This is a genomic window from Nocardioides kongjuensis (assembly GCF_013409625.1).
GTDB classification, from domain to species: domain Bacteria; phylum Actinomycetota; class Actinomycetes; order Propionibacteriales; family Nocardioidaceae; genus Nocardioides; species Nocardioides kongjuensis.
Genome location: NZ_JACCBF010000001.1, coordinates 3127684 through 3153667 on the forward strand (window position 1 = coordinate 3127684; position 25984 = coordinate 3153667).

Consider the following 25984-nt stretch of genomic DNA (forward strand, 5'->3'; position numbering starts at 1 on the left):
GCGTCCGCGCCATGACCCCCCATCACCGCAAGCGAACCTCCCTCGTCGCCCTCGGCGCGAGCCTCCTCACGGCCTCCCTGCTGGCCCTCGCCTCCCCCGCCCAGGCGGCCGGGGAGTGGCAGGACGGCAGCAGCCAGTCCGACACGATCATCGACTGCTGGACCGGCCAGCCGTCGACCGGCGTCACCGCCAACACCGGGTGGTGGTCTCCGACCGGCGAGGTGCCGAAGGTGGGCGAGCCGTTCCTGCTGCACGGCTACGTCGGCCTGGTCGGGCTGCCGTGCAGCAGCGGCGTGAGCGTCGTACCGGAGCTGCTCTTCGACGAGACCGCCTTCGGCTACCCCGACGAGCCCGTCACGTGGGGCATCAACGACATCGACGACCCGACCCCGACCTTCACGACCGACCCGGTCCAGCTGACCCGCGGCGTCAACGGCGGCATCGCGATCGCGTCGGTCAACGGACACGCGATCACCCTCGCGCGCGGCCAGATCTTCGAGTTCCAGGTCCCGGTCGTGGCCACGCGCGCGCTGAAGGGCACGGCGACCCCCGCTCCCACCTGCTCCGAGCGCACCGCCGGCATCGCGCCGTGCCCGGTCGCCACCTCCGGTGACCACCTGCAGGTGGCGTTCAAGGTCGCCGGCCACGGCGGCAACAAGAGCTTCGTGACGCCCTACGTCCCCCTCTTCGCGACCGGCGCCGACGGAGGTGCCGGCGGTGGCGCCGGCGGCGGTGGCGGCGGTGGTCAGCTGGGGAAGGTCACCTCGACCACCAGCGCGACCTACAAGGTCTCCGCGGGCAAGAAGGGCAGGGCGAGGGTAACCGTCCAGGCGAGCGCGACGCCGACCGGCCAGGTCGTCGTCCGCGACCTGGCCCGCAACGGCCGGGTGGTCGCGCGGGGCACCCTGACCGCCGGTCACGCCGGCGTCCTCACCCTGAAGGTGGCCAGGCTCGGCAAGGGCAAGCACCGCCTGGTGGCGCAGTACGCCGGTTCGACGGGCGTGCAGCCGTCCAGCGCCGCCGTCAGGACGATCCGCCTGACGTAGCCCCCGACGCCGCGAAGGGCCGGGTCGAGAGCTCCTTGACCCGGCCCTTCGCGCAGCGTTAGGTTGCGTGCGCCCAGATCTGAACACGCCCGTTGACAGATACCCAAGGACACACCGTGCTCAGGACCGCTCCCACGACACTGCTCGGCACCGTCTCCAGCCTCGGTGCGACGAGCGGCGTCGCCAACGTCATCCAGCAGCTGGCGCTGCCGCCGGTGGGCGAGGGCGTGAGCGAGAGCCGGGTGGTGTCGGGGAGCCCGCGGCGCTACCCGATGAAACGGGCGCGGACGACGGGCCAGTACCTCGCGCTCGCCGTCGCGGGCAACGACGAGGACCGCGCCGTCATGCGGGCGGCGATCGCCGAGGTGCACCGCCACGTGCGCTCGGGCGAGCACAGCCCGGTGGCCTACAACGCCAACGCCGCCGACCTGCAGCTGTGGGTGGCGGCGTGCCTGTTCCGCTTCTTCGTCGACCAGCACGTCCTGCTGTACGGCGACCTCGACCGCCCGGCGCTCGACACCCTCGTCGAGCAGGCGAGGCCCCTGGCCACCGGCGTCAACGTCCGTGCCGAGCGGTGGCCGGCGGACTGGGCGGCCTTCGAGGACTACTGGGCGAGCATGCTGCCGCGGCTGGCGATCTCGCCGGAGGTGCGCCGCGACTTCGAGTCGCTGGCCGATCTCGGGTTCCTCGGCGAGGCCTGGGGGCTGCCGGGCCGGATCCTCTCCCGGGTCCTCGGGCCGGCGTACCACTTCATGACGCGGGGCAACCTCCCGCCGTACTTCCGCGAGCTGATGGGCTGGCAGTGGACAGCCGCAGACCAGCGGAGGTTCGACCGTGCCCTGACCGCCCTGCGCTGGGCGGACCGGCTGGGCAACCGGGTCGTGCTGCGGACGGTCTACCGCCTCTACGTCGCCGACTTCAGGCTCAGGCGCAGGCTCGGTCTCGAGGTCCTCGGTCGGCTCCGGGTCTCCGACCTGATGGTCCGCGACGGTGGCGGCCGGCGCCGGATAGCACGCGAGCGGCAGGTCGATCGGTCGAGATAGTCAGGACCTAGTCCCAGACCGGGGACCTCAGGTCGCCGGGACAGGCACCGATCAGGCACCCGAGCGACGGATTGCTCACCCTCGCCGATGGACCGGCACCGACTGTCGCACCGACCCCTGACGGGGACGGTGCATCTCCAGGAGATCGACCGTGTCCTTCGCAGCGTCCGACGCCGTCGGCTTCGTGTTGCACTCCGCGATCAACGGGCTGTCCCAGCGACAGCAGGTGATCGCCGACAACATCGCCAACGTCGACACCCCTGGCTTCCGTGCCCGCAGCGTCGAGTTCGAGTCCGCGCTCTCCAGCGCGATCGAGAGCGGCCGCGCCACGACGAGCGACCTCACCGCGACCGTCTCGGCCACGGGCACCCCGGTCGGTGCCAACGACAACAACGTCGACCTCCGCAAGGAGTCGATCGCCGCCATCCAGACGCAGTACCAGTACCAGATCATGGGTCGGGCGATCAGCGACCGCGACTCGCGCCTGAACCTGATGGCCGGAGGTGCGGCCTGATGGGCGCCTTCGACACGCTGCGGATCGCCAACACCGCGCTCGGTGCCCACCAGGTCTGGCTCGACGCGCTGGCCGGCAACATCGCCAACGCCAACACCGTCAAGCCGACCAGCGAGGACGCCTTCCAGGCGACGTACGTCGTCTTCGACCCGCGCTCGGACGGCGGCGTCGACGTCGCGGGCTTCGCCGAGGGCGACCCCGAGGGCCGGATGGTCCACTCGCCGGGGCACCCGCTGGCCGACGAGGACGGGTACGTCCGGCTCCCCGACATGGACATGGCCGCGCAGATGAGCGAGCTGGTCATGGCGCAGCGCGGCTACCAGGCGTCGGTGCAGGTCACGAAGACCGCGCAGGACACCTACGGCGCGGCCCTCCAGATCGGCGCCCGCTGATGGACATCACCCCCCTGCAGTTCCCGTCGTTGTCGGGCGCCGACGCGCTCGGCTCGATCGCCGCGCCCTCGACCGCGGGCAAGGTCGCACCGTCGACCGGCCCCGACACCGAGTTCGGCTCCCTGGTCCTCGACGGCCTCGACCGGCTCGAGGGCCTGACCGACAAGGCCGACAACCTGGCCGTCCAGGCCGCCACCGGCAAGCTCGAGAACATCCACGACTACACGATCGCGGCGAGCGAGGCGTCCGTCGCCAGCCAGCTGACGGTCTCCCTGCGCAACCGCGCGGTCGAGGCGTTCAACGAGATCATGCGGATGCAGGTCTGAGGGCGGCTGATCGATGCAACAGCGCCTCACGCGTTACCTCACGCGCGCCCGCGACACCTTCGGCGGCTTCACGGCCGGGCAGAAGGCCGTCGCCGTCATCGGTACGGCGGCCCTGCTGATCGCCGTTTTCATGGTGTTCCGCTGGGTCTCGACCCCCAGCTACGCCCCGCTCTACTCGAACCTCTCCGGCACCGACGCGAGCGCCGTGATCGAGGAGCTCGACTCCCAGGGCGTGCCCTACAAGATCGCCGGTGGCGGCGGCACGATCATGGTGCCGCGCTCGGACGTCTACAGCACCCGGATCACCCTGTCCGGCAAGGGTCTCCCGGCGAGCACCGACGGCGGTTACAGCCTGCTCGACAAGCAGAGCCTGTCGACCTCGGAGTCGCAGGAGCAGACCAACTTCAAGCGGGCGATGGAGGGTGAGCTCTCCAAGACCGTCGAGGCCATCCACGGCGTCGACACCGCGGTCGTGCACCTGGCCATCCCGGAGAAGCAGGTCTTCACCGACGAGCAGGACCCGCCGACCGCGTCGGTCCTCATCGACACCGAGCCCGGGACGTCGCTCGACGACGGCCAGGTCCAGGCGATCGTGCACCTGGTGGCGTCCAGCATCGACGGCCTCGACCCGAAGAACGTCACGCTGACCGACGCGAGCGGCAAGCTGCTCACCACCGACGACAGCACCGACGGCGGCGTCAGCGCCGCCTCCGCGCGCACCAAGCAGGTCGAGGCCTTCCAGGACTCGATGCAGGCCGACATCCAGTCCGTGCTCGACCGCGTGCTCGGGCCCGGCAACTCGACGGTCACGGTCACCGCCGACCTCGACTTCGACAAGGCGGTCACCGACAGCCGCACCTACGGCGCGAAGGAGAACATCCCGCCGCTGTCGGAGTCGTCCACCAACGAGACGTACGCCGGCCCGGCCAGTGGCGTGGACAAGACCGGTGGGGTGGTGGGCCCCGACGGGCAGATGGACCCGGCCACGACGGGGACCGGCGGCGACTCGTCGTACAAGAACACCTCGAAGACCCGCGACAACGCGCTCGACCAGACCGTCGAGCACCGCGAGAAGGCGCCGGGATCGATCAACACCCTGCACATCGGGGCGGTGCTCGACGCGACCGCCGCTGCGGCCGTCCAGCCGCAGGTGGTCAAGGACCTGATCAGCAACGCGGTCGGCATCAACGCCCAGCGCGGCGACACGATCGACGTCACCACGATGGCCTTCGACCGCACCGCGGAGAAGTCCGCCGCTGCCGAGCTGAAGGCGGCCAAGGCGGCCGACGCGACGGCCCGGCGCAACAGCCTGCTGCGCAACATCGGCATCGGCGGCGGCATCGCGCTGATGGTGCTGCTGGCCTGGTTCCAGGCCCGCCGCCGGGCGAAGGTCCGCGACGACGCCCGGGCCTACCTGGTCGAGCAGCTGCGCTCCGACGCCGCGAGCCGCACCGCCCAGCTGGAGGCCCCGGCCCTCGCCGCACTGGAGTCGAAGGAGCTGGACGAGGAGGAGTCGATGCGCGACGAGCTCATCGCACTCGTCGACCGGCAGCCCGACGACGTCGCCGCCCTGCTGCGCGGCTGGCTCGTGGAGCCGCGGTCATGACGTTGATGGCGACGTCCGGCTCCACGCTGGTCTCGATGGGCGTCCGCAAGGCCGCGGTGCTGCTCATCCAGATGGGCAAGGAGCGCGCGGCCCAGGTGATGGCGCACCTCAGCGACGCCGAGGTCGAGGCGATCTCCGGCGAGATCGCCCGCCTGGACGCGGTGTCCGCGAGCGAGACCGCACAGGTGCTCACCGAGTTCCACGACCTGGCGACGGCGCACGCGCACGTCACCCAGGGCGGCTTCGGGTTCGCCCAGCAGCTGCTCGAGCAGTCGCTGGGGCCCGAGCGGGCCAAGGAGATCATGGAGCGGCTGCACGCGGCCGCGGTCCAGATGCCCTTCCAGTTCCTGCACCGCGCGGACCCCGCGCAGCTGCGCAGCTTCATCGCCGACGAGCACCCGCAGGTGATCGCGCTGGTCCTCGCGCACATGGCCGCCGACAAGGCGTCCCTGCTGCTCAGCGGCCTGCCCGCGCACCAGCAGGCCGTGGTCGCCCACCGGATCGCGGTCATGGACCGCACGTCTCCCGAGATCGTGCGGACCGTCGAGGCCGTCCTCGAGCGGAAGCTGTCGTCGATGCTGCAGCCCACCGAGGTCTCCCGGGTCGGCGGCGTCGACCCCCTCGTCAACATCATCAACCGCTCGGACCGTCCGACGGAGCGGCAGATCGTCGAGGGCCTCGAGGGCCTCGACCCGGCGCTCGCCGACGAGGTCAAGAGCCGGATGTTCATGTTCGAGGACATCACCGGTCTCGACGACCGCTCGGTGCAGCAGGTGCTGCGCCAGGTCGACACCGCCGAGCTCGCGCTGGCCCTCAAGGGCGTCAGCGACGCCGTGCGCACCAAGATCACAGCGAACCTGTCCGAGCGCGCGGCCGAGAACCTGCTCGAGGAGGTCGAGCTGCTCGGCGCCGTCCGCCTCGCCCAGGTCGAGGAGGCCCAGCAGGGCGTCATCCGCACCATCCGCCAGCTCGAGGAGCAGGGCCAGATCATGGTCCGGCGAGGGAACGACGATGAGTTCGTTCTCTGAGATCGAGCTGCCCGAGCTGCGGGTCGGCACCTGGACCCGCCTGGGCGGCGACAGCGTCCTCGGCGACCCGGTCACCGAGTCGCTGCTCGACGGGATCGCCGCGGAGGCCCGCGACGCCGCCCGCGCCCAGGGCTACGCCGTCGGCTGGGCCGAGGGGCGTCGTACCGCTGCCGAGCAGGCGGCGGTCGAGGAGGCCAAGCGCACCGCCGTCCACGCGGAGGCGGAGACCCGCCGCGAGGTCGAGCACCGCGCGGCTCTCGAGGCACTGGGCCAGGCCGCCGAGCAGGTCAGGGGGCTGCTCGACGACCTGGCCCGTGCGGTCGAGGCCCAGGCGACCGACCTCGCCTGGGCGCTGACCACCACCCTGATCGGCAGCCAGGTCGCCCGCCTGGGCCCGAAGGACGTCGTCGCCAGGGTGCTGCAGGCCCTGCCTCCCGGACCGGTGGGCCGGGTCCGGCTGCACCCCTCCGCTGCCGCGTCGTCGGCCGCGCAGGAGCTGGCCGACCGCGGCCTGGAGGTCGTCGCCGACCCCACGCTCGGCTCGATCGACGCCCTGGTCGAGGGGGTCGACGGCTCGGTCGTCGACCTGCGGGTCCGCGAGGCGATGGCCCGGGTGCGCGAGGTGCTGTCATGACCGTCGACACCGCCGTGCGGGCCCGCCTGCTGGAGGCCGCCGCTCCGCTGCACCTCGGCACCGTGGCCGAGCTGGTCGGCCTGCACCTCGAGGTGCGCGGACTGCCGGACGTGGCCGTCGGCGACCTCCTCGAGGTCCGGACGACGACCGGCCCGCTGCTCGCCGAGGTCGCCGCGTTGCGTCCCGGCAGCGCGATCTGCCTGCCCCTCGGCACGACGACCGGTGTCCGCGCCGGCGACCTGGTCCGCGCGACCGGTGGCCCGCTGCGGATCCAGGTCGGCGAGGCACTGCTCGGTCGCGTCCTCGACGGCCTCGGCCGGCCGGTCGACGACGGCCCCGCGCTCGCGCCGGCCCTCGGCCTGGAGACGGTGTCCACCGAGCTCGCCACGCCCGACGCGCTGAGCCGTCCGCGGATCACCGAGCCGCTCGGCACCGGCGTGCGTGCCCTCGACTCCCTCGTCCCGCTCGGCCGCGGCCAGCGCATCGGCATCATGGCCGGCTCCGGCGTCGGCAAGTCGTCACTGCTCTCGATGATCGCCCGTGGCACCGACGCCGCCGTCAACGTGATCGCCCTGGTGGGCGAGCGCGGCCGCGAGGTCCGCGAGTTCATCGACGGCGACCTCGGCCCCGAGGGCCTGGCCCGCTCGGTCGTCGTGGTCGCGACCTCCGACGCGCCCGCCGTCGAGCGGCTGCGCGCGGCGTTCACGGCCACCCGGATCGCGGAGTGGTTCCGCGACGGCGGCCGCGACGTCGTGCTGATGATGGACTCGCTCACCCGGGTCGCCATGGCCCAGCGCGAGATCGGCCTGTCCGCCGGCGAGCCGCCCGCCACCCGCGGGTACCCGCCCAGCGTCTTCGGCCTCCTGCCGCGCCTGCTCGAGCGCGCCGGTACGTCGGCCGCCGGCTCGATCACCGGCATCTACACCGTGCTCGTCGAGGGCGACGACCTCCAGGACCCGATCGGCGACACCGCCCGCTCGATCCTCGACGGCCACGTCGTGCTGTCCCGCGACCTGGCCACCTCGGGCCACTTCCCCGCCATCGACGTGCTCGAGTCGATCTCCCGCGTGCACCGGGCCGTCACCACGCCCGAGCAGCAGCAGGACGCCGTCCGGCTGCGGCGGATGCTCGCCGCACACCGCTCGGTCCGCGAGCTCGTCGAGATCGGCGCCTACGTCGCCGGCGCGGACGCCGACGCCGACGCGGCCCTCGCCCGGCTGCCCCTGATCGAGGAGTTCCTGCGCCAGTCCATGGACGACATCACCCCCCGCGCCGAGGCGTGGGACCGGCTCGCCACGGTGGTGGCCTCGTGAGCCGCGTGCACCGCGACGACCGCGGCCTGGCCGCCGTCGCCCGGGTCCGCGAGGTCCGCGAGACCGACAGCCGGATCGGCCTGCAGCGGGTCCTCGCCGAGGAAGCCGCCCTGGCCGGGCGCCTCACCGCGCTCGAGTCGAGCATCGCCTCCGCACCCGTGCCGGCCACCACGACCACCGTCGAGCTGGTCGCCGCCCGCACCCAGCTGGCCCACGTCGGCATCCTCGTCGGCGAGACCCGCGACCAGGTCGCGACCGCCGAGGTGGTCACCGCCGACGCCCGCGCCCGCTGGGGCGCCGACCGCGCCCGGCTGGCCGCGGTCGAGCACCTCCTCGAGCGCCGGGCCGCGCGTCGTCGTACCGAGGCCGAGCGGCGCGCCGCCCGCGACGCCGACGACCTGGCCGCCCAGCGCTGGGCGCGAGGTGAGCGATGAGCATCGACAACGTGACCGCACGGATCAGCGAGATCCAGGCCCGGCTGGCACAGTTCGCGACGGTGCGGACCTCCGCGAGCACGAGCGGCGGCTTCGCGACCGAGCTGTCCGCGCGGGTCGGCGGCACCGCCACCGCCGGCTCGGTGAGCGGCGACGCCGTCGTCGCCGAGGCCCGCAAGTACGTCGGCCTCCCCTACATCTGGGGCGGCACCGACCCGACCAAGGGCATGGACTGCTCCGGCCTGGTGCAGGTCGTCTACAAGAACCTCGGCTACGACCTGCCGCGGGTCTCCAACCAGCAGGCGAAGATGGGGACGCCGGTCGCCAGCATGGCCGAGGCCCAGCCCGGCGACCTGCTCGCGTGGGACAACTCCAGCCGCAACAACGGCGTCGACCACATCGCCATCTACATCGGCGGCGGCAAGATGATCGAGGCCCCGCGCACCGGCCTCGACATCCGCGTCGTCGACGTCCCGTCCACGCCGGACGTGATCCGCCGCATCATCGACCAGCCCGCCACCGGCGCCTCCCCCGTCTCCGCGCGGGCGGCCGCCGGGACGCCGTACGCCGACCTGATCAACGCCGCCGCCGCCCGCACCGGGGTCCCGGCCAACCTGCTCGCCGCCGTCGCGAAGCAGGAGTCCGGCTTCAACGCGCAGGCGGTCAGCCCGGCGGGCGCACAGGGCCTGATGCAGCTGATGCCCGGCACCGCGAAGGGCCTCGGCGTCACCAACCCGTTCGACCCGGCCCAGGCGATCGACGGCGGGGCGCGGTTGCTGCGCTCGCTGCTCGACAAGTTCGGGCGCACCGACCTCGCGCTGGCGGCCTACAACGCCGGAGCCGGCGCCGTCTCCCGGTACGGCGGCATCCCGCCCTACAAGGAGACGCAGAACTACGTCCGCAACGTGATGGCGATGGTGAGCTGATGAACCACCCCACGAAGATCTCCGCCTCCACCGCTGCGCTCGTTGGCGTCGGTCGCTTCGCTCCCCGCCTGCTTCGCATCCGGCGCACAGCTTCGGGGGGTCCCCGGTGAGCATCACTCCGTTCCTGCCGGGCCTCCCGGCCCCCGTCCCCACCGACGGCGCCCCCACCGGGAGCGACGCCGCCGACGCCGGCGGCGACCCGGGGGTCGTGTTCGGCGACGCGCTCGCCGCGGCCCTGCTCGCCACGGTGCCGCTCCCGACCACGCCGGCCGGCGTGCCGACGGCTCCGGTCACGGTCGCTCCGGCCGCTCCTCCGCTCGTCACCGCAGCGCTCGCTCCCGTGGTCGCTGCGGCGGTCGCACCCGTGGGCGCACCGGGAGGCCCGACGCCCGAACCGGCCCCCGCGCTCGCGGAGGAGGAGGCCGCGTCCACGCAGGCCGCTCCCCGCACGCCGGCGGCGATCCCTGCCCCAGGGGCGGCACCGGTCCTCGAGGTGCGAGGCGCCACGGAGCCGAGCCTCGAACCGACCGGCGCCGACACCGCGAGCCAGCCCCCCACGAGCCTCCCGGCCGCCTCATCGGAGGTCTCGAGGCTCGTCGCCGGCGCTCCTCACGCCTCGAGCACCGCCGCCCCCACGGTCGAGCGCGCCGTGGTCCAGCAGGTCTTCCCGGAGGTCACCCGCCTGGTCACGAGCACCCCGACCGACCGGCCCGGCACGCACCGGATCACCCTGACCCTGCAGCCCGAGCAGCTCGGCGAGGTGCGGGTGACACTGGTCGTCAAGGACGGCGCGGTGCAGGTGCGCCTCGCGGGCAACGCCAACGACCTCGCCGGCAGCGCGGCGGTGCACCGGGCGCTCAGCACCGGCGCGCCCGAGCTGCAGCGGCTCCTCGAGCGCTCCGGCGCCACCGAGGCCCGGGTGCTGGTCCGCGACCCGTTCAGCCCCGCCGCACCGCAGCCCACCGCGCCCAACGCGCCGGTCGCCGCCACCAGCCACGCGAGCGGCAGCACCGTCTCGGCCGACGCGGGCCGCGACGGCGCGTCCGCCTGGAACCGCTCCTCGGGCGACCCCGACCAGCGCCGGCACCGGCGCGACGTACCCGAACCGCCGCCCCTGGCGCCGGTTCTCCCCCCGACCACCCCGACCACCCCCTCCGGTCAGCTCGACCGGAGCCTGTGAGGAGTAGAGATGTCCGTCTCCAGCACCGAAGGCATCGGCGGCTACGGCGTGACCGGTACGGCGACCTCGGGCGCCACCGGCGCGACCGGTCCGTCGAAGGCCGCCGACAAGGACATGTTCCTGCAGCTGATGGTCGCGCAGATGAAGTACCAGGACCCGCTCAACCCCACCGACTCCTCGCAGTTCCTCGCCCAGACGGCGCAGTTCACCGCGCTGGAGAAGATGCAGGACGTCGCCGACCAGACCGCGATGATGCTGAGCACCCAGCTGGCGTTCGGCGCGAGCTCGCTGATCGGCCAGACGGTGCGCTGGTACGACGCCACGGGCGCCGAGCAGTCCGGTGTCGTGCAGGGCACGACCTACCTGGCCTCCGGACCGGTCCTCAGCGTCGACGGCAAGTCCGTCGCCGTCACCGACGTGATCAGCGTCGGCACCGCACCCACGATCCAGGCGCCCACCACCAGCGGTGGTGGCACCTACGTGCCCCCGAGTGGCACTCCGTCCACCACCGCCCGCACCGCCTGACCCGCAGAAGGAGAACCACCATGCTTCGCTCGCTCTTCGCCGGCATCTCCGGCCTCCGCGTGAACCAGACCATGCTCGACGTCACCGGCAACAACATCGCCAACGCCAACACGACGGGCTTCAAGTCGAGCACCACCGTCTTCTCCGACACCCTCAGCCAGATGCTCACCGCAGCCTCGGGCGGCAACACCGAGCGTGGCGGAACCAACCCGATCCAGATCGGCCTCGGCGTCCAGCTCGCCGCGACCATGGCGAACTTCGGCCAGGGCTCGGCCCAGCTCACCGGCCGCCCGACCGACGTGATGCTGCAGGGCGACGGCTTCTTCGTGCTGCGCGACGGCGCGGAGAACGTCTACACCCGCGCCGGCGCGTTCACCTTCGACCAGACCGGCGTGCTCGTCGCACCCAGCGGCATGCGGGTGCAGGGCTACGCCCTCGACGCCGCGGGCCTGCCGACCGGCGGTCCGGTCGACGTCGACCTGAACATGATCAACGCGACGCTGCCCGCCGGCGTGAACCTGACGTCGTACTCGATCGGCGCCGACGGCAAGGTCCGCGGCGTGTTCTCCGACGGCGTCCAGCGCGACATCTGCCAGCTGGCCGTCGCGGACTTCACCAACCCGATGGGCCTGGAGAAGATCGGCGACACCGCCTTCCGCGAGTCCGCCAACTCCGGCGCCGTGCAGCTCGGTGTCGCCGGCCAGGGCCAGCGCGGCCAGATCATGGCCGGCGCCCTGGAGATGTCCAACGTCGACCTGTCCGCCGAGTTCACGAACCTCATCTTGGCCCAGCGCGGCTTCCAGGCCAGCTCGCGGGTGATCACGACCAGCGACCAGGTGCTCGAGGAGCTCGTCAACATCAAGCGCTGAGCTGCTCAGGGTCTCGGGACCCTGGCCGATGGGACCTGCGGAACGCCACGGACGGCGCTCCCCCAAGCATTGCCACAGCCACGCACACGGAGGTGCCGCGGTGATCTCGCTGACCCGACTCTCGGGGACCACGTTCCTGCTGAACGCGGACCTGATCGAGCGCGTCGACTGCACCCCGGACACCGTGGTGACCCTGGTCGACGGCACCAAGTACATCGTGGCCGAGTCCCTCGACGACGTGCGCGACGCCGTCATCGACTACCGCTCGGCCATCGTGGCGCGCGCGGCCCTGCCGGACGCGTCCACCGTCGCGCCGGTACGGACGCGCCAGGGCCGACTGTCCGCCGTACCCCCGCGAGGAGTGACCCCGTGAAGGACATCGCAACCCCGGTCGGCATCGTCGTCGGCCTGGTGATCATCGTCGCGGCCAACGTCCTCGAGGGCGGCAACCCGATGAGCCTGCTGCTCCTGCCGCCGATGCTCCTGGTGCTCGGCACCACGGTCATGGTCACCGTCGCCGGCGGCACGATGAGCGACGCCAAGACCGCGATCAAGGACATGAAGCGCGCGTTCACCGGCTCGGTCGAGCCGGCCGAGGCGCTGGTCCCGCAGGTCGTCTCGCTCGCCGAGCGGGCCCGTCGCGAGGGCCTGCTGGCCCTGGAGGACAGCCTGCGCGAGATCGACGACCCGTTCCTGGTCAAGGGCGTCACCATGGCCATCGACGGCACCGACCCCGAGGACGTCCGCGAGATCCTCGAGGCCGAGCTGCGGGCCAAGAAGCGCGACGACAAGCAGGCCGCGAAGTTCTTCGGCGACGCCGGCGCCTACGCGCCGACCATCGGCATCATCGGCACCGTCATGGGCCTGGTCCACGTGCTGGAGAACCTGGCCACCCCCGACGAGCTCGGCCACCTGATCGCCGGCGCCTTCGTCGCCACCTTGTGGGGCGTGATGTCGGCCAACGTGATCTGGCTGCCGATCTCGAGCCGGCTCAAGCGGCTCGGCGAGCTGGAGTGCGCGCGGATGGAGGTCGCCATCGAGGGCGTCGCCGCCATCCAGGCCGGCGCCAACCCGCGCCTGGTCGCGGAGAAGCTGCGCTCCCTCCTGCCCACCGGCACCGTCGAGCGCGAGGCCGCCTGATGTCCGCCGGCAAGGCGGGAAGGGGCGCCGGGCCGCCCCGACGGCGCCACCACGACGAGGACCACGAGGAGCACGGCGCCGGCCACGAGCGCTGGCTGGTGACCTACGCCGACATGGTGACCCTGCTGATGGTGCTGTTCATCGTGATGTTCGCGATGTCGACCGTCGACGAGAAGAAGTACGCGCAGCTCAAGGAGGGTCTCGCGGTCGGCTTCGGACGCGAGCAGTCGATCCTCAACGGGGCCAGCCCGATCAGCAACGCGAAGGGCGCGAGCGATCCCGGCGAGGCGTCGTACGAGATGCTGCTGGCGCAGGTCCCCGAGTCCCAGCGCGAGACCGTCACGAAGATCCTGCAGGAGTCCGACCGGCTGAAGAACGAGCGCGCCCAGGGCGCCGCCCGGGCCGAGGTCGACCGGCTGCTCAAGGTCTGGAAGAGGATCGACAAGGCGCTGCGCGAGCAGGGCCTGCGCGACGACGTCCGCGCCACCATCGACGAGCGCGGCCTGGTCGTCAGCCTGGTCTCGCAGCACGTCGTCTTCGAGCCGGACATCGCCGAGCTGACCGACCGCGGCCGGCGCGTCGTCGACACCATCGCGCCCGTGCTGGCGGAGCTGACCGAGCCGATCGAGCTCGACGGGCACACCAACCAGGAGCCGGTGAAGCCGCGCTACTTCCCCTCCGACTGGGAGCTGTCGCTGGCTCGTGCGGCCAACGTGCTGCACCGTCTCGAGGACAGCCACGGCATCCCGGCGCGCCGGCTGCGGGCCACCGGCTTCGGCCACACCAAGCCGCTCGTCGACCCCGCCCGGCACGGCTCGCAGCGGGTCAACAAGCGCGTGGACATCCTCGTGCTCAGCCAGCAGCCGGCCGAGACCCGCGCCCTGATGGGTGAGGCCTACGCCGAGCTGCGCCGCGAGGCCGGTCTCGACGGCCTGCCCGTGGACCCGGCCGGCGACGGCACCGGCTCCGACCCGGCGGCGGCCGGCTCTCCCATCCCGGGCACCGACGACAGCAGAGAGGACCAACCGTGACCACGACCATGAACCCTCCCGCGGCCACCGCGGAGGACGCGGCCGCCAAGGGCGGCAAGGGCCGCACGATCGGCATCGCCGTCCTCCTGCTCGCGCTGCTCGGCGGCGGCGCCTGGTTCTTCGTGCTCAAGCCGAGCGGCGACACCGGCCCCAAGCCCGGCGACGTCGTCACGCTCGAGGCGATCCAGGTGAACCTCGCGGGCGGCCACTACCTGCGCCTGGGCATGGCGCTGCAGCTGACCGAGGGCACCAAGGAGGCCGACGGCAGCAAGGCCCTCGACGCCGCCATCACCGTGTTCAGCGGGCTGCCCGTCGGCGAGGTCAACAAGCCCGACGTCCGCGAGGCCCTGCGCAAGCAGCTGCTCGACCGTCTCAAGGAGCGCTACGACCACGAGGTGATGGAGGTGTACTTCACCGAGTACGTCACGCAGTAGCCGGAGCTCGTCGCGTGGCCGCGAGCGCCGGTGAGCGGCGTGCCGAGACGCTCCACCGGGACCCTCCCCGGGACCCTCCGTAGTCCGAACGGACCACGGGACCCTGACCGCCCGGCGTCCCGATGACCCCTCAGGTCGGCTCCGGGCCCGACGATGGGCTCGTCGTGACCCTCCAGCGGCCGCGCCGCCGACCCCGCACGGCCGAACCCACGCCGTACGACTTCCGGCGTCCCATCCAGCTCTCGCGCGAGCACCAGCGGACCCTGCAGCTCGGCTTCGACAGCTTCGCGCGCCAGGCGACGACGGTGTTCACCAGCTCGCTGCGCACGGTGTGCACGGTGACGCTCGCGGGCATCGAGCAGCGCACCTACGCGGAGTACGTCGACAGCCTCGGCCCCTCGACGTACATGACCCTTTTCACGGCCGACCCGATCCCCGGCACCGGCGTGCTGGAGATCCCGCTGTTCGCGACCATGTCGTGCCTGGACCACATGCTCGGCGGGCCCGGCTCCGACGAGCAGCCCGACCGGCCGCTGACCGAGATCGAGGACGGCGTGATCCGCGGCCTGGTCGAGCGGCTGCTCGGCGAGATGCGCTACGCGCTCGACGGGATCGTCACCCTGGAGCCGAACGTCACCGGCATCGAGTACAGCCCCCAGTTCGCCCAGGTCGCCAGCGCCGCCGACGTGATGGTCGTGGTCACCCTCGAGCTCAAGATCGGCGAGCGCGCGCACCGGGTGTCGGTGTGCCTGCCCTTCAGCGGTCTGCTCCCCCACCTCGCCAACGCCACCGGCAACGGTGCGGTCTCCGACCGCGAGCGCGCCCAGCGCGCGCACTCGGCGCAGCTGCTGCAGGAGCAGTTCCAGCGGGTCCCGGTCTCGGTGTCGGTGCGCTTCCGCCCGATCCCGGTCGACCCGGCGACGCTGGCCGACCTGCGCCCCGGATCCGTGCTCCGGCTCACCCACCCGGCGTCCGCGCCGCTGGACGTGACCGTCGCCGGCAACACCTTCGCCCATGCCACCCCCGGCGCCCGTGGCCAGCGCCTCGCCGCCCTCATCGTCACCACGCCCGAGGAGTCCTGATCCCCATGACCGATGTGCTCGACCCCGCCCTGCTCGCCGAGGCCGTCGCGGTCGCCGCTGCCGGTGCCCTCCCGGCGGTCACGCCGCTGACCCCCGGCCCGGCGCAGCCCGGCTCGCCGCACGTCACCGCGGCCTTCGCCGGCGGCGCGATCGCCGAGCTCGACGGCGGGGTGCCCGGTGCGGTCGTGGTCCTCGTCGGCACCGAGCTCGTCGAAGCCCTCGCCAGCAGCCCGATGGGCGCGCTCGACGTCGCCGCCGCCGTCCAGCCGGCCCTCGACGCGGCCGCCCGCCAGCTCGGCGCGCACGCCCGCGGCGCCCGCACCCTCGACCTCGACGCGGAGGGGTACGACGTCACCACCGAGCTCGGCGGTCCGTTCAGCACGGTGCCGCTCATCGGCGCCGGCATCGCGGCCGCCGTCCTGGTCCCCGAGGCCACCCTCGCCGGTGCCCGCGAGCCGATCAGCGAGGACTCCGAGCCCGCCGCATCCGTGCTGGCCGACGCCGTCGCCGACTCCGCTCCCGAGCCGTTCGTGCCCGCCTTCGGCGCCGCCGTCGCCCCGCCCCGCGGCCTGGAGCTGCTCCAGGGCGTCGACATGGAGGTCACCGTCGAGCTGGGCCGCACCCGGATGACGGTGCGCGACCTGCTCGCCCTGACCCCCGGCGCCGTCCTCGAGCTGGACCGCGCCGCCGGCAGCCCCGCCGACCTGCTCGTCAACGGTCGCCTGGTCGCCCGCGGCGAGGTCGTCGTCGTCGACGAGGACTTCGGCCTGCGGGTCACCGAGATCCTCGACGCGAACGCCGCGGTCTGACACCGATGCTGGACAGTGGTGGCAGCGTCGGCCTGGGAGAGCTGGCCGTCCGCCTGGTCGGCTCGCTGGCGCTCGTGGTCGGGCTGCTGCTGCTCATCGCCCGCTTCGCCAACCGCCGGTTCAAGGCGCCCTCCGGCGCGGCGATCCAGGTCGTGCAGCGCCAGGCGCTGGGCCGCGGCCAAGGGGTCGCCGTGATCTCGGTCGGCACCCGGGTCCTCGTGCTCGGCACCACCGAGCAGCAGATCACCCTGCTGGCCGAGGTCGAGCCCGACGAGATCGGCCTGGACCTGACCCCGGTCGAGCTGATCGACGACGCGGCCGGTGGCGGGACCGACACCGGGACCGACACCGGGGCCGGCGAGGGTGCAGAGGGCGCGCCGCGCCCCGCGCGCGTCGTACCCACCTCGGGCGCGCTGGCCGGCTCCGTGCTCTCGCCGCAGACCTGGAAGGACGCCATGGCCGCCGTCACCGGGAAGCGGGCGTCGTGACGACCCTGTCCCTCGCGCTGACCAGGGTCGCACTGGTCGTCGCCGACCCGGGCGGACCCAAGGGCCCCAACGGTCCGGGCGGCGGCAACGGCGGCGGCAGCGTGCAGATCGACCTGTCGGGCATGACCGACAAGCCGAGCAACAGCCTGCTCGTCTTCCTCGCGCTGACCCTGCTCAGCCTGCTTCCGGCCATCGTGCTGACCTGCACCAGCTTCACGAAGGTGCTCGTCGTGCTCGGCCTGACCCGCAACGCGCTCGGCCTGCAGCAGACCCCGAACAACCAGGTGCTCGCCGGGCTCGCCCTGTTCCTGAGCCTGTTCATCATGTCGCCGGTCCTCTCGCAGGTGAACGACGACGGCGTGCAGCCCTACCTCGACGGCGACAAGACCACCTCGGCCGCGTTCCACGACGGCATGGAGCCGCTGCGGGACTTCATGCTCGACAACACCGACGACGGCGAGCTGCAGCTGCTCACCAGCGTCGCCGACCGCAAGCTGCCCGAGAACCGCGACGACGTCTCGACGGCCACCCTGATCCCGGCGTTCGTGCTCTCCGAGCTCAAGGACGCCTTCGTCATCGGGTTCATCATCTTCATCCCGTTCCTGGTCATCGACATCGTCGTGAGCGGGGCGCTGATGAGCCTCGGCATGATGATGATGCCGCCGGTGATGGTGTCGCTGCCGTTCAAGCTGTTGCTGTTCGTGATGGTCGACGGGTGGGCGCTGGTCATCAAGGCGCTCGTCGCGTCGTACGGGACCGGTTAGCGGGGCACGACGACATGACCGACACCGCGATCATCGAGATCGCCCTCAAGACCATGCTGGTGGCGCTCAAGCTGTCGGCGCCCATCCTGGCGACCTCGCTGGTCATCGGCTTCGCCATCTCGCTGTTCCAGTCGATGACCCAGATCCAGGAGTTCACGCTCTCGTTCGTGCCGAAGCTGGTCGGCGTCGGCGTCGCGCTGCTGTTCTGCGGCAACTGGATGCTGCACACGCTGATGGCCTTCACCCGCGAGCTGTTCGACCTGCTCCCGGGCCTGCTCGCCTAGGCACCGCCGTGGTCCTCTCCGTCGACGGTGCCGCCCTCAGCGCCCTGCTGCTCGCCTCGGTGCGGGTGGTGGCGTGGCTGGTCGTCGTACCTCCCTTCGCGACGCGGGGCATCCCCACCATGGCGAAGGTGGTCCTCGCGCTCGGCCTGTCGCTGGCGATGGCGCCGACCCTGTCCGCCCAGGACCTGCCCGGTACGACGCCCGGGCTCGTCATGGCCACCGCGGCCCAGGCGCTGATCGGCCTGGGGATGGGCTACGTGACGATGCTGCTGTTCTCGGCCATCGGCGCGGCCGGCTCCCTGGTCGACGTGTTCGGCGGCTTCGCGCTGGCCGCGGCGTGGGACCCGCTGGCGATGAACTCCAACACCGTCTTCGGCCGCTTCCACCAGCTGCTCGCGACCGCGCTGCTCGTCGTGTCCGGCGGGCACCTGATCGTGATCGGCGGCCTGCTCAGCACCTTCAAGTACCTGCCGCTGACCGGCATGCCCGACGTGTCGAGCTGGGACGGCGTGCTGCTGACGGCGTTCTCGATGTTCTTCACCGTCGCGGTGCAGATGGCCCTGCCGATGATCGCGGTGCTCTTCGTCGCCGACCTCGCCCTCGCCCTGCTCACCAAGGTCGCGCCGCAGCTCAACGCGCTCAGCATGATGTTCCCGGCCAAGGTCGGCCTCACCCTGCTGCTGCTCGGACTGTCCTTCCCGATGCTCCCCGGCGCCCTCGACCGCCTGGTCACCTACGCCAACGAGGCGATGGCGACGATGGCCGGAGCGGGGTGATCGTCGGTGGCCGGTAGCGAGGAGAAGACCGAGAAGCCCACTCCCAAGCGGAAGAAGCAGGCCCGCAAGGACGGCCAGGTCCCGCGCACCCCCGAGCTCGGCGGCTGGCTGGGGCTGCTGGTGGTGTCGCTGGCGATGGGCCCGCTGCTCGACCACGAGCTCGGCGCGCTGCGCACCATGATGGCCACCTCGCTGCGCTCCGCGGCGGACCCGTCCATCTCCCTGGCCCTGACCCTCCTCGGCGACGCCGCACGCCACGCCTTCCTCACCCTGCTGGTCCTCGGCTCGATGATGCTCGTCGTCGGCGTCGTCTCCGCGCTGGCGCAGGGCGGCTTCTACCTCTCCCCCAAGCTCGTCAAGCCGGACCCGAAGAAGCTCGACCCGATCAAGGGCGCCAAGCGGCTGTTCGGTCCGCACGCCGCGTGGGAGGGCGTGAAGGTGCTCGGCAAGAGCACCGTCGTCGGCCTGCTCGCGTGGGGGGCGGTGAAGTCGATGATGCCGCTGGTCGGCGGACTGCTCCCGATCGGCGTGGTGCTGCACCAGGTGACCGCCGAGGTCTCCCACCTGCTGCTCACCGTCGCCGTCGCGGGCCTGGTCATGGCTGCCGCCGACTACGCGATGATGCGCCGCCGGATCGGCAAGCAGCTGCGGATGAGCCACAGCGAGATCAAGCAGGAGCACAAGCAGTCCGAGGGCGACCCGCTGGTCAAGGGCGCCATCCGCGCCCGGCAGCTGGCCGCCGCCCGCAACCGGATGATCGCCGACGTCGCCACCGCGGACGTGCTGCTGGTCAACCCCACCCACGTCGCCGTCGCGCTGCGCTACGACCCCGAGCAGGGCGCCCCCCGCGTCGTCGCCCGCGGCGCCGGCGCCATCGCCGCCCGGATCCGCGAGGTGGCCGCCGAGGAGCGGGTGCCGCTCGTCCAGGACGTCCCGTTGGCGCGGGCTCTGTACCGGCACTGCCAGGTCGGCCAGGAGATCCCCCGCGAGCTGTGGGCCGCGGTCGCCCAGGTGCTGGCCTTCGTGCTGAGTCGCCGGCACGCCGGTCAGCACGGCGGCGAGCACCGCACCCCTCGTCGTACCGACGAGCTCCCCGAGGTCCTCGCCCACTCCCGCCGCCGGCGGGCGGTGGAGGGTGCGTGAGCTGCGCGGGGGCCAGGTCCGGGGCTTGTAACACGTAGTTCGCCGCTCTACCCGCCGCAAGACACCTGTACCAGCCCCGTACAGCCCCGGCCGCGCGTGGTCTTGCGGCTGCTAGGTGAGCGAATGACGTGTTACAGCACGGTCCGGACCACCGCACCGCGCCGCCCCGGCCGCCGAGCACCGAGTGCCTGCACGGGTCCCCGGCCGACCGGGGACTCATGCACCCCGTCAACCCCTCATCCCCACCGCCGCCCTGCCGATGGAGCCTGCGACGCCAGGACGGCGCCACCCCGCAGTGCCACGGACGGCGCGACCGGTCGAGAGGCTGTAGCCACCGCATGTCCGTGAAGTCGCTGACCCGGCTCGGTGTCCCCCTGGGCATCGTGCTGATCGTCGTCATGCTCGTGGTGCCGCTGCCCGCGATGGTGCTCGACCTGATGATCGCGCTCAACATCACCGGCGCCCTGCTCGTGCTGATGGTGGCGATGTTCATCCACAAGCCGCTGGAGTTCTCGGCGTTCCCGTCGGTCATCTTGGTGATGACCCTGTTCCGGCTGGCCCTCAACGTGAGCGCGACCCGGCTGGTGCTGCTGGACGGGTACGCCGGCAAGGTGATCGACACCTTCGGCCACTTCGTCGTCGGCGGCTCGCTGATCGTCGGCCTGATCGTGTTCGCGATCCTGCTCGTCATCCAGTTCGTCGTCATCACCAACGGCGCCGGCCGCGTCGCCGAGGTCGGTGCGCGGTTCACGCTCGACGCGATGCCCGGCAAGCAGATGGCGATCGACGCCGACCTCAACTCCGGCCTGATCGACGAGGAGGAGGCCCGGCGCCGGCGTGCGGAGGTGCACGCCGAGGCGGACTTCCACGGTGCGATGGACGGTGCCTCCAAGTTCGTGAAGGGCGACGCGATCGCCGCGATCGTGATCACCCTGGTCAACCTGCTCGGCGGCTTCGCGATCGGCGTCGCCCAGTACGGCATGCCGTTCGGCGAGGCGATCAACACCTACTCGCTGCTCTCGATCGGTGACGGCCTGGTCTCCCAGATCCCCGCCCTCCTCCTCAGCGTCGCGACCGGCCTGATCGTCACCCGCGCGGTCGCCGACTCCGACATGGGCTCCGACATCGTCGGCCAGATCTTCGCGCGCAAGATGCCGCTGCGCGTCGCCGGCTTCGGCGCGCTGGCACTGTGCGCGATCCCCGGCCTGCCCAAGCTGCCGTTCCTCGTGGCCGGCGGGCTGATGCTGCTCGGCGCGAGCCGGATCGACGAGTCCGCCGCCAGCGGCGCGACGGGCGCCGACGCCGACGCCACCGCCGCCGAGCTGGCCCAGGTCCCCGACACCCCGGAGGCGCTGGTCGCCGAGATCCGGGTCGACCCGCTCGGCCTGGAGCTCTCCGCCGACCTGATCGACCTCGTCGACAGCCGCTCCGGCGGCGACCTGCTCGACCGGGTCAAGGCGCTGCGCCGCAAGGTGGCCGGCGAGCTCGGCATCGTGATCCCCCCGGTGCGCACCCGCGACAACCTCGAGCTGCCTGCCAACACCTACGCCATCACGCTGTACGGCGCCGAGGTCGCGCGCGGCGAGGCGCCGCGCGGCACGGTGCTGGCCATCGGCGAGTTCCTCGGCTCGCTGCCCGGCACCCCGACCCGCGAGCCGGTCTTCGGCCTGGACGCGAAGTGGATCCCGGCCGAGCTGCGGCACCAGGCCGAGATCGGCGGCGCGACCGTCGTCGACCGCGCCTCGGTGGTCACCACGCACCTCGCCGAGGTCGTGCACCAGCACGCCAGCCGGCTGCTCGGCCGCGAGGACGTCCGCCTGCTCACCGACGTCATCAAGCGCACCCACCCGGTCGTCATCGAGGAGCTCACCCCGACCCAGCTCTCGCTCGGGGAGGTGCAGCGGGTGCTCCGCGCCCTGCTGGAGGAGCGGATCCCGATCCGCGACCTGGTCCGGATCTTCGAGGCGCTCTCGGTGCGTGCCGCGCTCAGCAAGGACCTCGACGGCCTCGTCGAGGCCGCCCGCGCCGCACTCGAACCCGCCCTCGCCGCCCCCTTCGTCACCGACGGCGTGCTGCACGCGATCAGCTTCGAGCCGCTGCTGGAGCAGCACATGCTCGAGGGCATGCGCCCGACCGAGCACGGCGCGGTCATCGTCCTCGACCCCGACGTGGCCCAGCGGGTCCTGCTCGGGCTGGCCCAGGCGGTGCAGGCGGCCGAGAACACCGACGTACGACCGGTCCTCGTCTGCGCGCCCGCCCTGCGGGCCGCCGTCCGGCGGCTCGTGGCGCCCACCGTCGAGCGCCTCCCCGTCTTCTCGTACGCCGAGCTCGGCGCGGCCCACGAGGTCCGCTCGGTGGCCGTCGTGTCCGCGACCGGGGCCCGCCCGGTCCTTGGAGCAGGAGTCTGATCATGATGTTCGACCTGCGCGTCTTCGTGCTCGCTGCCCTCGTCGCCTCGCCCGCCGGCTTCCTGGCCGCCAACGGCGAGCTGAGCACGGACGAGGCGCTGACCCGCCTGCTCGTCGTGATGGTCGGCGCCACGGCCGCCGCCCTGGTGGTGCGCACCCTGTGGCCGCTGCTCGCCGGACCCGGTCCCGAGCTGCTCGACGCCGCGGCCGACGACCTGCCCCCGCTCGGGACGGCCGCGGAGACGAGCACCGAGCCCGACCTCCTCGACGACCTGTTCGGCTTCGAGGAGCCGCTCGAGGACCTGGGCCCGGTCAGCCCACTGTCGGAATGACCCACTCCAGCACGGTGCCCTGACCGGGCGCCGAGCTCACGACCACGTGCCCACCGAGCTCCTGTGCCCGCGCGCGCAGGTTGCCGGTGCCGCTGCCGGTCGTCCGGGTCGCCGGGTCGAAGCCCCGGCCGTCGTCGACGACGCGGAGCCGGAACCAGGCCGACGACACGGTCAGCTCGACGGTGACGCTGCTCGCCTCGGCGTGCCGGGCGACGTTGGAGAGCGACTCGCGCAGGGTGCTGAGCACGTGGCTGCCGGCTTCCGGGACCAGGGCCCGGTCGACCGGCCCCTGGATCCGCAGCAGCGGCTGGAAGCCCAGCACTGCGGCGTACTCGGACAGCAGGGCCCGCACGTCGTCGAGCAGCGGGCGCCCGGAGCCGGTGCCGAGCTCGAAGATCACCGAGCGCAGCTCCTTGATCACGCCGTCGAGCTCGGCGATCGCACCGTCGACCCGGGTGCGCAGCTCGGCCGGGTCGAGGGCGCGGGCTCCCTGGAGCTGCATGCCGGTCGCGAACAGGCGCTGGATGACGAGGTCGTGCAGGTCGCGCGCGATCCGGTCGCGGTCGCGGGCCACGAGCAGCTGGGCCCGTTCGCTCAGGGCCTGCCGCCGGTCGAGGATCAGGCCGAGCTGGGCCGCGGTCACCGAGACCAGGTCGAGCATGATGTCGCGCAGCGACGGCGTCTCCTCCGCGCGGTCGACGAGGATCGCGCCGGGTCCGGAGAGCCGGGTGTGCACGGGTACGACGAGCGTCGTGCGGTGGTGGTCGTGCGGGATCCTCTCGGGCACCCGGGACGAGGTCACGTCGCGGACCTGGTCGGCGTACCTCTCGACGACGCGCGGCGCCGCCGCCGTGTCGCCGGCGACCTGGCGGACCTCGAGCAGGCCGGCGTCGACGCGGACGTAGGCGACCAGGCGTGCGCCGCACAGGTCGCGCAGCGAGACGACGAGCTCGTCGAGGGCCTCCTCGACGCTGGTCGTGCCGGTCAGGTCGCGGCCCACCTCGCCGGTGCCTGCCAGCCAGCGCCGCCGCCACTCGACCTGCTCGTAGGTGCGGGCGTTCTCGATCATCGTGCCGGCCGCACGGGCCAGCGCCTCGACCAGCGCCTGGTCGGTCGCCGTGAACTCCTCGTGCCCGCGCTTGTTGCCGAGGTAGAGGTGGCCGAACGCCTGGTCGCGCACCAGCACCGGCGCCCCGAGGAAGCGGTCGATCAGCGGGTGGCTGTGGGGGAACGAGCCCGTCGACACCGGGTGGTCGGCCACGTGGTCGACCCGGATCGAGCGCCGCTCGCGCGGCACCAGGCCGAGCAGGCCGTGGCCCTCCGGCATCCTCCCGATCTGCGTGAACTGCTCGCCGACGGCGGCGTTGGGCACCAGGTCGATGAAGTCACCCTCGTCGTCCACGATCCCCAGCACGCCGTACTCGGCACCGGTGAGCTCGCAGGACGCCTCGACGATGCGGGTCAGCACGCCGCGCAGGTCCAGGTCGGAACCGATCGCGACCACCGCGTCCAGCAGTGCACGCGCCTCCGCCGGGAGCTCGAGGTCCTGGTCCACGTCCATCAGGTGCCGATCCCCTCCCGCAGCGATCGCTGACCTCCGAAGGCTATCCCTTTACTTTGTCGCGCCACCACTCGCGCATTCCGCTGATCGGCACCGGGACCGAGGTCCTGAGGACTCCGGGACGCCGTACCCGGCCACCCGGCCGTCAAGCCGTCACCAAATCACCTCGTCGAGCGTTGGGTACCTGACGGTCGCCGATGGGGAGCGACCGACGAAGGAGTGGTGACATGGGGCGCTGGCTGCGGATCGGTACGACGGTCGTCGCACTGACCATCTCGGGGACTGCGCTGTCCGCAGCCCAGGCGGCCGATCCGGCCGTGCAGATCAGGTTCACCACCCAGCCCAAGGTGACGTTCTCGGAGGGACTGACCTCCGAGAGCGGCACCAAGGGTGCGCTCGCGTCCGTCGGCTGGTCGGTCTCGCGGCCCTCCGTCGTGACCGCCCGGGCGCTCGACTCCGGGCGCCGTGGTGCGGACCCTCGCGCAGGACGTCGCGGTCGCGACCGCCCAGGAGGTCGAGTGGACCTTCGTCGACGCCGCCGGCCGCGACCTGCCCGAGGGCGACTACCGGCTGCGGGTCGAGGCGGTGGACCCCGACGGCACCCGTGACGTGGAGGAGTACGCGCTGCCGCTCGACCGGCACTCCGTCGTCCCGCTGCAGGGCGTGGTCAGCGGCACGACGTACTCGACCAACGCCACGATGTCGATCGGCCCCCGCCCGGGGGTCACGCCCACCAGCGCCCGCTTCATGGTCGGCGACGGGTACGGCGCCTCGAGGTGCGCCGTGAGCGACGCGAAGACACCGGGCCTGGGCGGGCGCATCCAGGCGACCTTCAACGTGTCCGACTGCGGCACCTACAGCGGCCTGGCCGGCGCGCTGTTCGAGTTCACCGACCGGATCGGGGCCAAGCAGCAGGGCTACAGCACCACGGTCCCGGTGCGCGTCGTCGACCGCGTGGCGCCGACGGCGAAGCTGCACCTCTCCGACGCGTCGCAGACGCTGCACCTCGAGCGCCCGGGCGCCTACGAGACCACGACGACCCGGTTCGCGGTGCGTGACGCCAGCGCGATCACCGCGACGACCTTCGAGGTCCGCAACGGGATCGGTGCCCTGGTCGCGACCGGCACGCTCGACGACGGGGGCGCGCTGGAGGCGGACCCGCTGACCCACGTGTTCGCCCTGGAGTGGGCCGGCACGCGGGACAACGGCGCCCTGCTGCCGGCCGCCCGCTACCGGGTCACCACCCGCTTCACCGACGCCGCCGGCTACCGCACCACGGGACCGGCCGTCACCGTCGACCTCGACGCGACCGTCCCGGGCACGCTGGCCGTGACCCCGGTCGACGACTACCGCTGGCAGGTCGTCGTGACCCCGAAGGCGGGCGCGGGCGTCACCGCCGTCGCCGTGTCCACCTCACCCGCCGGCACCGAGGACGACGCCCCGCAGCAGGCGACGTACGACGCCGCGACCGGCACCTACCGCACGGTGCTCGACCTGGGCGCCCGCCCGGCCGGGACCTACCCGGTGCGCGCGCACATCACGCGGGGGGCGGCGTCGACGACGTACACGACGCCCGACCAGGAGCTGGTCCTCGCCGAGGACACCGCCGGCCCGGTGGCGACCCAGCCCGCGAACAGCCGGCTCTACCTCGGCCTCCCCGACCAGTACGTCGCGGGCACCTTCACCTTCGGCGTCGCCGACCGGTCGGCCGTGGAGTCCGCCGACTTCGTGGCCAGCAGCGCCGACGGCACCACCCTCGTCGACCACACGGTGGCGGCGGGCGGGCCGCACGTCGTTCACCTGGGACGGCACCGGCCCCGACGGCGCGCGGCTGCCGGGTGGTGACTACGTCGTCCGCACGACCTTCACCGATGCCCTCGGGAACGCGACGCCCGC

General features: G+C 72.6%; 29 protein-coding genes. 28 read left to right on the forward strand and 1 reads right to left on the reverse strand.

Translation table 11 applies throughout. The annotated features are described in order from the left end of the window. Positions 1 to 11: 11 nt before the first annotated feature. The 27 genes from BJ958_RS15045 (at position 12) to BJ958_RS15175 (ending at position 22527) form a co-directional block, all read left to right on the forward strand. Complete coding sequence (locus BJ958_RS15045; protein ID WP_179727691.1) at positions 12 to 1046, forward strand: Ig-like domain-containing protein; 1035 nt, start codon at positions 12 to 14, stop codon at positions 1044 to 1046. A 116-nt stretch (positions 1047 to 1162) separates the two neighbouring features. Beyond that, positions 1163 to 2089 (forward strand): oxygenase MpaB family protein, encoded by a 927-nt coding sequence (locus tag BJ958_RS15050; RefSeq protein WP_218865773.1) that lies wholly within the window; start codon positions 1163 to 1165, stop codon positions 2087 to 2089. A 151-nt stretch (positions 2090 to 2240) separates the two neighbouring features. Beyond that, a complete protein-coding gene (flgB, locus tag BJ958_RS15055) occupies positions 2241 to 2603 on the forward strand; it encodes a flagellar basal body rod protein FlgB (RefSeq protein WP_179727694.1) in 363 nt (120 codons plus the stop codon). After that, the gene (locus BJ958_RS15060) at positions 2603 to 2995 is read left to right on the forward strand and encodes a flagellar basal body rod protein FlgC (protein WP_179727697.1); all 393 of its coding nucleotides are present in this window, start codon (positions 2603 to 2605) and stop codon (positions 2993 to 2995) included. The genes flgB and BJ958_RS15060 overlap by 1 nt, the downstream gene beginning before the upstream one ends. Then, positions 2995 to 3321 (forward strand): flagellar hook-basal body complex protein FliE, encoded by a 327-nt coding sequence (gene fliE / locus BJ958_RS15065; RefSeq protein ID WP_179727699.1) that lies wholly within the window; start codon positions 2995 to 2997, stop codon positions 3319 to 3321. The genes BJ958_RS15060 and fliE overlap by 1 nt, the downstream gene beginning before the upstream one ends. Before the next feature lie 13 nt (positions 3322 to 3334). Then, the gene (gene fliF, locus BJ958_RS15070; protein WP_179727702.1) at positions 3335 to 4927 is read left to right on the forward strand and encodes a flagellar basal-body MS-ring/collar protein FliF; all 1593 of its coding nucleotides are present in this window, start codon (positions 3335 to 3337) and stop codon (positions 4925 to 4927) included. Continuing rightward, on the forward strand, positions 4924 to 5955 hold the full coding sequence (gene fliG, locus BJ958_RS15075) for a flagellar motor switch protein FliG (protein ID WP_218865774.1): 1032 nt from the start codon (positions 4924 to 4926) through the stop codon (positions 5953 to 5955). Before fliF ends, fliG begins: the two co-directional genes overlap by 4 nt. Beyond that, positions 5939 to 6589, forward strand: coding sequence for a FliH/SctL family protein (locus BJ958_RS15080; protein ID WP_179727705.1), 651 nt, complete (start codon positions 5939 to 5941; stop codon positions 6587 to 6589). The genes fliG and BJ958_RS15080 overlap by 17 nt, the downstream gene beginning before the upstream one ends. Further along, the gene (locus tag BJ958_RS15085) at positions 6586 to 7902 is read left to right on the forward strand and encodes a FliI/YscN family ATPase (RefSeq protein ID WP_179727708.1); all 1317 of its coding nucleotides are present in this window, start codon (positions 6586 to 6588) and stop codon (positions 7900 to 7902) included. Before BJ958_RS15080 ends, BJ958_RS15085 begins: the two co-directional genes overlap by 4 nt. Next, entirely contained in the window at positions 7899 to 8336 is a 438-nt protein-coding gene (locus BJ958_RS15090; protein ID WP_179727711.1) for a flagellar FliJ family protein, read from the forward strand. Before BJ958_RS15085 ends, BJ958_RS15090 begins: the two co-directional genes overlap by 4 nt. Continuing rightward, the gene (locus tag BJ958_RS28595; RefSeq protein WP_179727714.1) at positions 8333 to 9262 is read left to right on the forward strand and encodes a transglycosylase SLT domain-containing protein; all 930 of its coding nucleotides are present in this window, start codon (positions 8333 to 8335) and stop codon (positions 9260 to 9262) included. The genes BJ958_RS15090 and BJ958_RS28595 overlap by 4 nt, the downstream gene beginning before the upstream one ends. A gap of 106 nt (positions 9263 to 9368) precedes the next feature. Beyond that, positions 9369 to 10442, forward strand: coding sequence for a flagellar hook-length control protein FliK (locus BJ958_RS29080; RefSeq protein WP_179727717.1), 1074 nt, complete (start codon positions 9369 to 9371; stop codon positions 10440 to 10442). A 9-nt stretch (positions 10443 to 10451) separates the two neighbouring features. Further along, on the forward strand, positions 10452 to 10967 hold the full coding sequence (locus BJ958_RS15105) for a flagellar hook assembly protein FlgD (protein WP_179727720.1): 516 nt from the start codon (positions 10452 to 10454) through the stop codon (positions 10965 to 10967). A 20-nt stretch (positions 10968 to 10987) separates the two neighbouring features. Next, positions 10988 to 11836 carry a flagellar hook protein FlgE gene (locus BJ958_RS15110; RefSeq protein ID WP_179727723.1) on the forward strand — a complete coding sequence of 283 codons (849 nt, stop codon included), beginning with the start codon at positions 10988 to 10990 and terminating at the stop codon, positions 11834 to 11836. Positions 11837 to 11936: 100 nt separating this feature from the next. Beyond that, on the forward strand, positions 11937 to 12209 hold the full coding sequence (locus BJ958_RS15115; RefSeq protein ID WP_179727726.1) for a flagellar FlbD family protein: 273 nt from the start codon (positions 11937 to 11939) through the stop codon (positions 12207 to 12209). Then, positions 12206 to 12976, forward strand: a complete 771-nt coding sequence (locus BJ958_RS15120) for a motility protein A (protein WP_343052695.1) — start codon at positions 12206 to 12208, stop codon at positions 12974 to 12976. The genes BJ958_RS15115 and BJ958_RS15120 overlap by 4 nt, the downstream gene beginning before the upstream one ends. Next, a complete protein-coding gene (locus tag BJ958_RS15125) occupies positions 12976 to 14007 on the forward strand; it encodes an OmpA/MotB family protein (protein WP_179727729.1) in 1032 nt (343 codons plus the stop codon). Before BJ958_RS15120 ends, BJ958_RS15125 begins: the two co-directional genes overlap by 1 nt. Beyond that, positions 14004 to 14441: a flagellar basal body-associated FliL family protein gene (locus BJ958_RS15130; RefSeq protein ID WP_343052696.1), complete on the forward strand. Its 438-nt coding sequence runs from the start codon at positions 14004 to 14006 to the stop codon at positions 14439 to 14441. The genes BJ958_RS15125 and BJ958_RS15130 overlap by 4 nt, the downstream gene beginning before the upstream one ends. Before the next feature lie 164 nt (positions 14442 to 14605). After that, positions 14606 to 15523, forward strand: a complete 918-nt coding sequence (locus BJ958_RS15135; RefSeq protein WP_343052697.1) for a flagellar motor switch protein FliM — start codon at positions 14606 to 14608, stop codon at positions 15521 to 15523. Positions 15524 to 15528: 5 nt separating this feature from the next. Then, complete coding sequence (gene fliN / locus BJ958_RS15140) at positions 15529 to 16332, forward strand: flagellar motor switch protein FliN (RefSeq protein WP_179727735.1); 804 nt, start codon at positions 15529 to 15531, stop codon at positions 16330 to 16332. 5 nt (positions 16333 to 16337) lie between these two features. After that, positions 16338 to 16820, forward strand: a complete 483-nt coding sequence (locus BJ958_RS15145) for a flagellar biosynthetic protein FliO (protein WP_179727738.1) — start codon at positions 16338 to 16340, stop codon at positions 16818 to 16820. Beyond that, positions 16817 to 17584, forward strand: a complete 768-nt coding sequence (fliP, locus tag BJ958_RS15150) for a flagellar type III secretion system pore protein FliP (RefSeq protein ID WP_343052698.1) — start codon at positions 16817 to 16819, stop codon at positions 17582 to 17584. The genes BJ958_RS15145 and fliP overlap by 4 nt, the downstream gene beginning before the upstream one ends. 14 nt (positions 17585 to 17598) lie before the next feature. Continuing rightward, complete coding sequence (gene fliQ, locus BJ958_RS15155) at positions 17599 to 17868, forward strand: flagellar biosynthesis protein FliQ (protein WP_179727741.1); 270 nt, start codon at positions 17599 to 17601, stop codon at positions 17866 to 17868. Between the two features lie 8 nt (positions 17869 to 17876). Then, a complete protein-coding gene (locus tag BJ958_RS15160; RefSeq protein ID WP_179727744.1) occupies positions 17877 to 18644 on the forward strand; it encodes a flagellar biosynthetic protein FliR in 768 nt (255 codons plus the stop codon). 6 nt (positions 18645 to 18650) lie between these two features. Next, positions 18651 to 19787, forward strand: a complete 1137-nt coding sequence (locus BJ958_RS15165) for an EscU/YscU/HrcU family type III secretion system export apparatus switch protein (RefSeq protein ID WP_179727747.1) — start codon at positions 18651 to 18653, stop codon at positions 19785 to 19787. Positions 19788 to 20125: 338 nt separating this feature from the next. Then, entirely contained in the window at positions 20126 to 22195 is a 2070-nt protein-coding gene (gene flhA / locus BJ958_RS15170) for a flagellar biosynthesis protein FlhA (RefSeq protein ID WP_179727750.1), read from the forward strand. Between the two features lie 2 nt (positions 22196 to 22197). Further along, a complete protein-coding gene (locus BJ958_RS15175; RefSeq protein ID WP_179727753.1) occupies positions 22198 to 22527 on the forward strand; it encodes a hypothetical protein in 330 nt (109 codons plus the stop codon). Here BJ958_RS15175 and BJ958_RS15180 read toward each other — a convergent pair. Beyond that, on the reverse strand, positions 22508 to 24088 hold the full coding sequence (locus tag BJ958_RS15180; protein WP_179727756.1) for a GAF domain-containing sensor histidine kinase: 1581 nt from the start codon (positions 24086 to 24088) through the stop codon (positions 22508 to 22510). The genes BJ958_RS15175 and BJ958_RS15180 overlap by 20 nt on opposite strands. 465 nt (positions 24089 to 24553) lie before the next feature. Here BJ958_RS15180 and BJ958_RS15185 point away from each other — a divergent pair, with 465 nt between their 5' ends. Then, a complete protein-coding gene (locus BJ958_RS15185) occupies positions 24554 to 25933 on the forward strand; it encodes a T9SS type B sorting domain-containing protein (RefSeq protein WP_179727759.1) in 1380 nt (459 codons plus the stop codon). Positions 25934 to 25984: the final 51 nt, after the last annotated feature.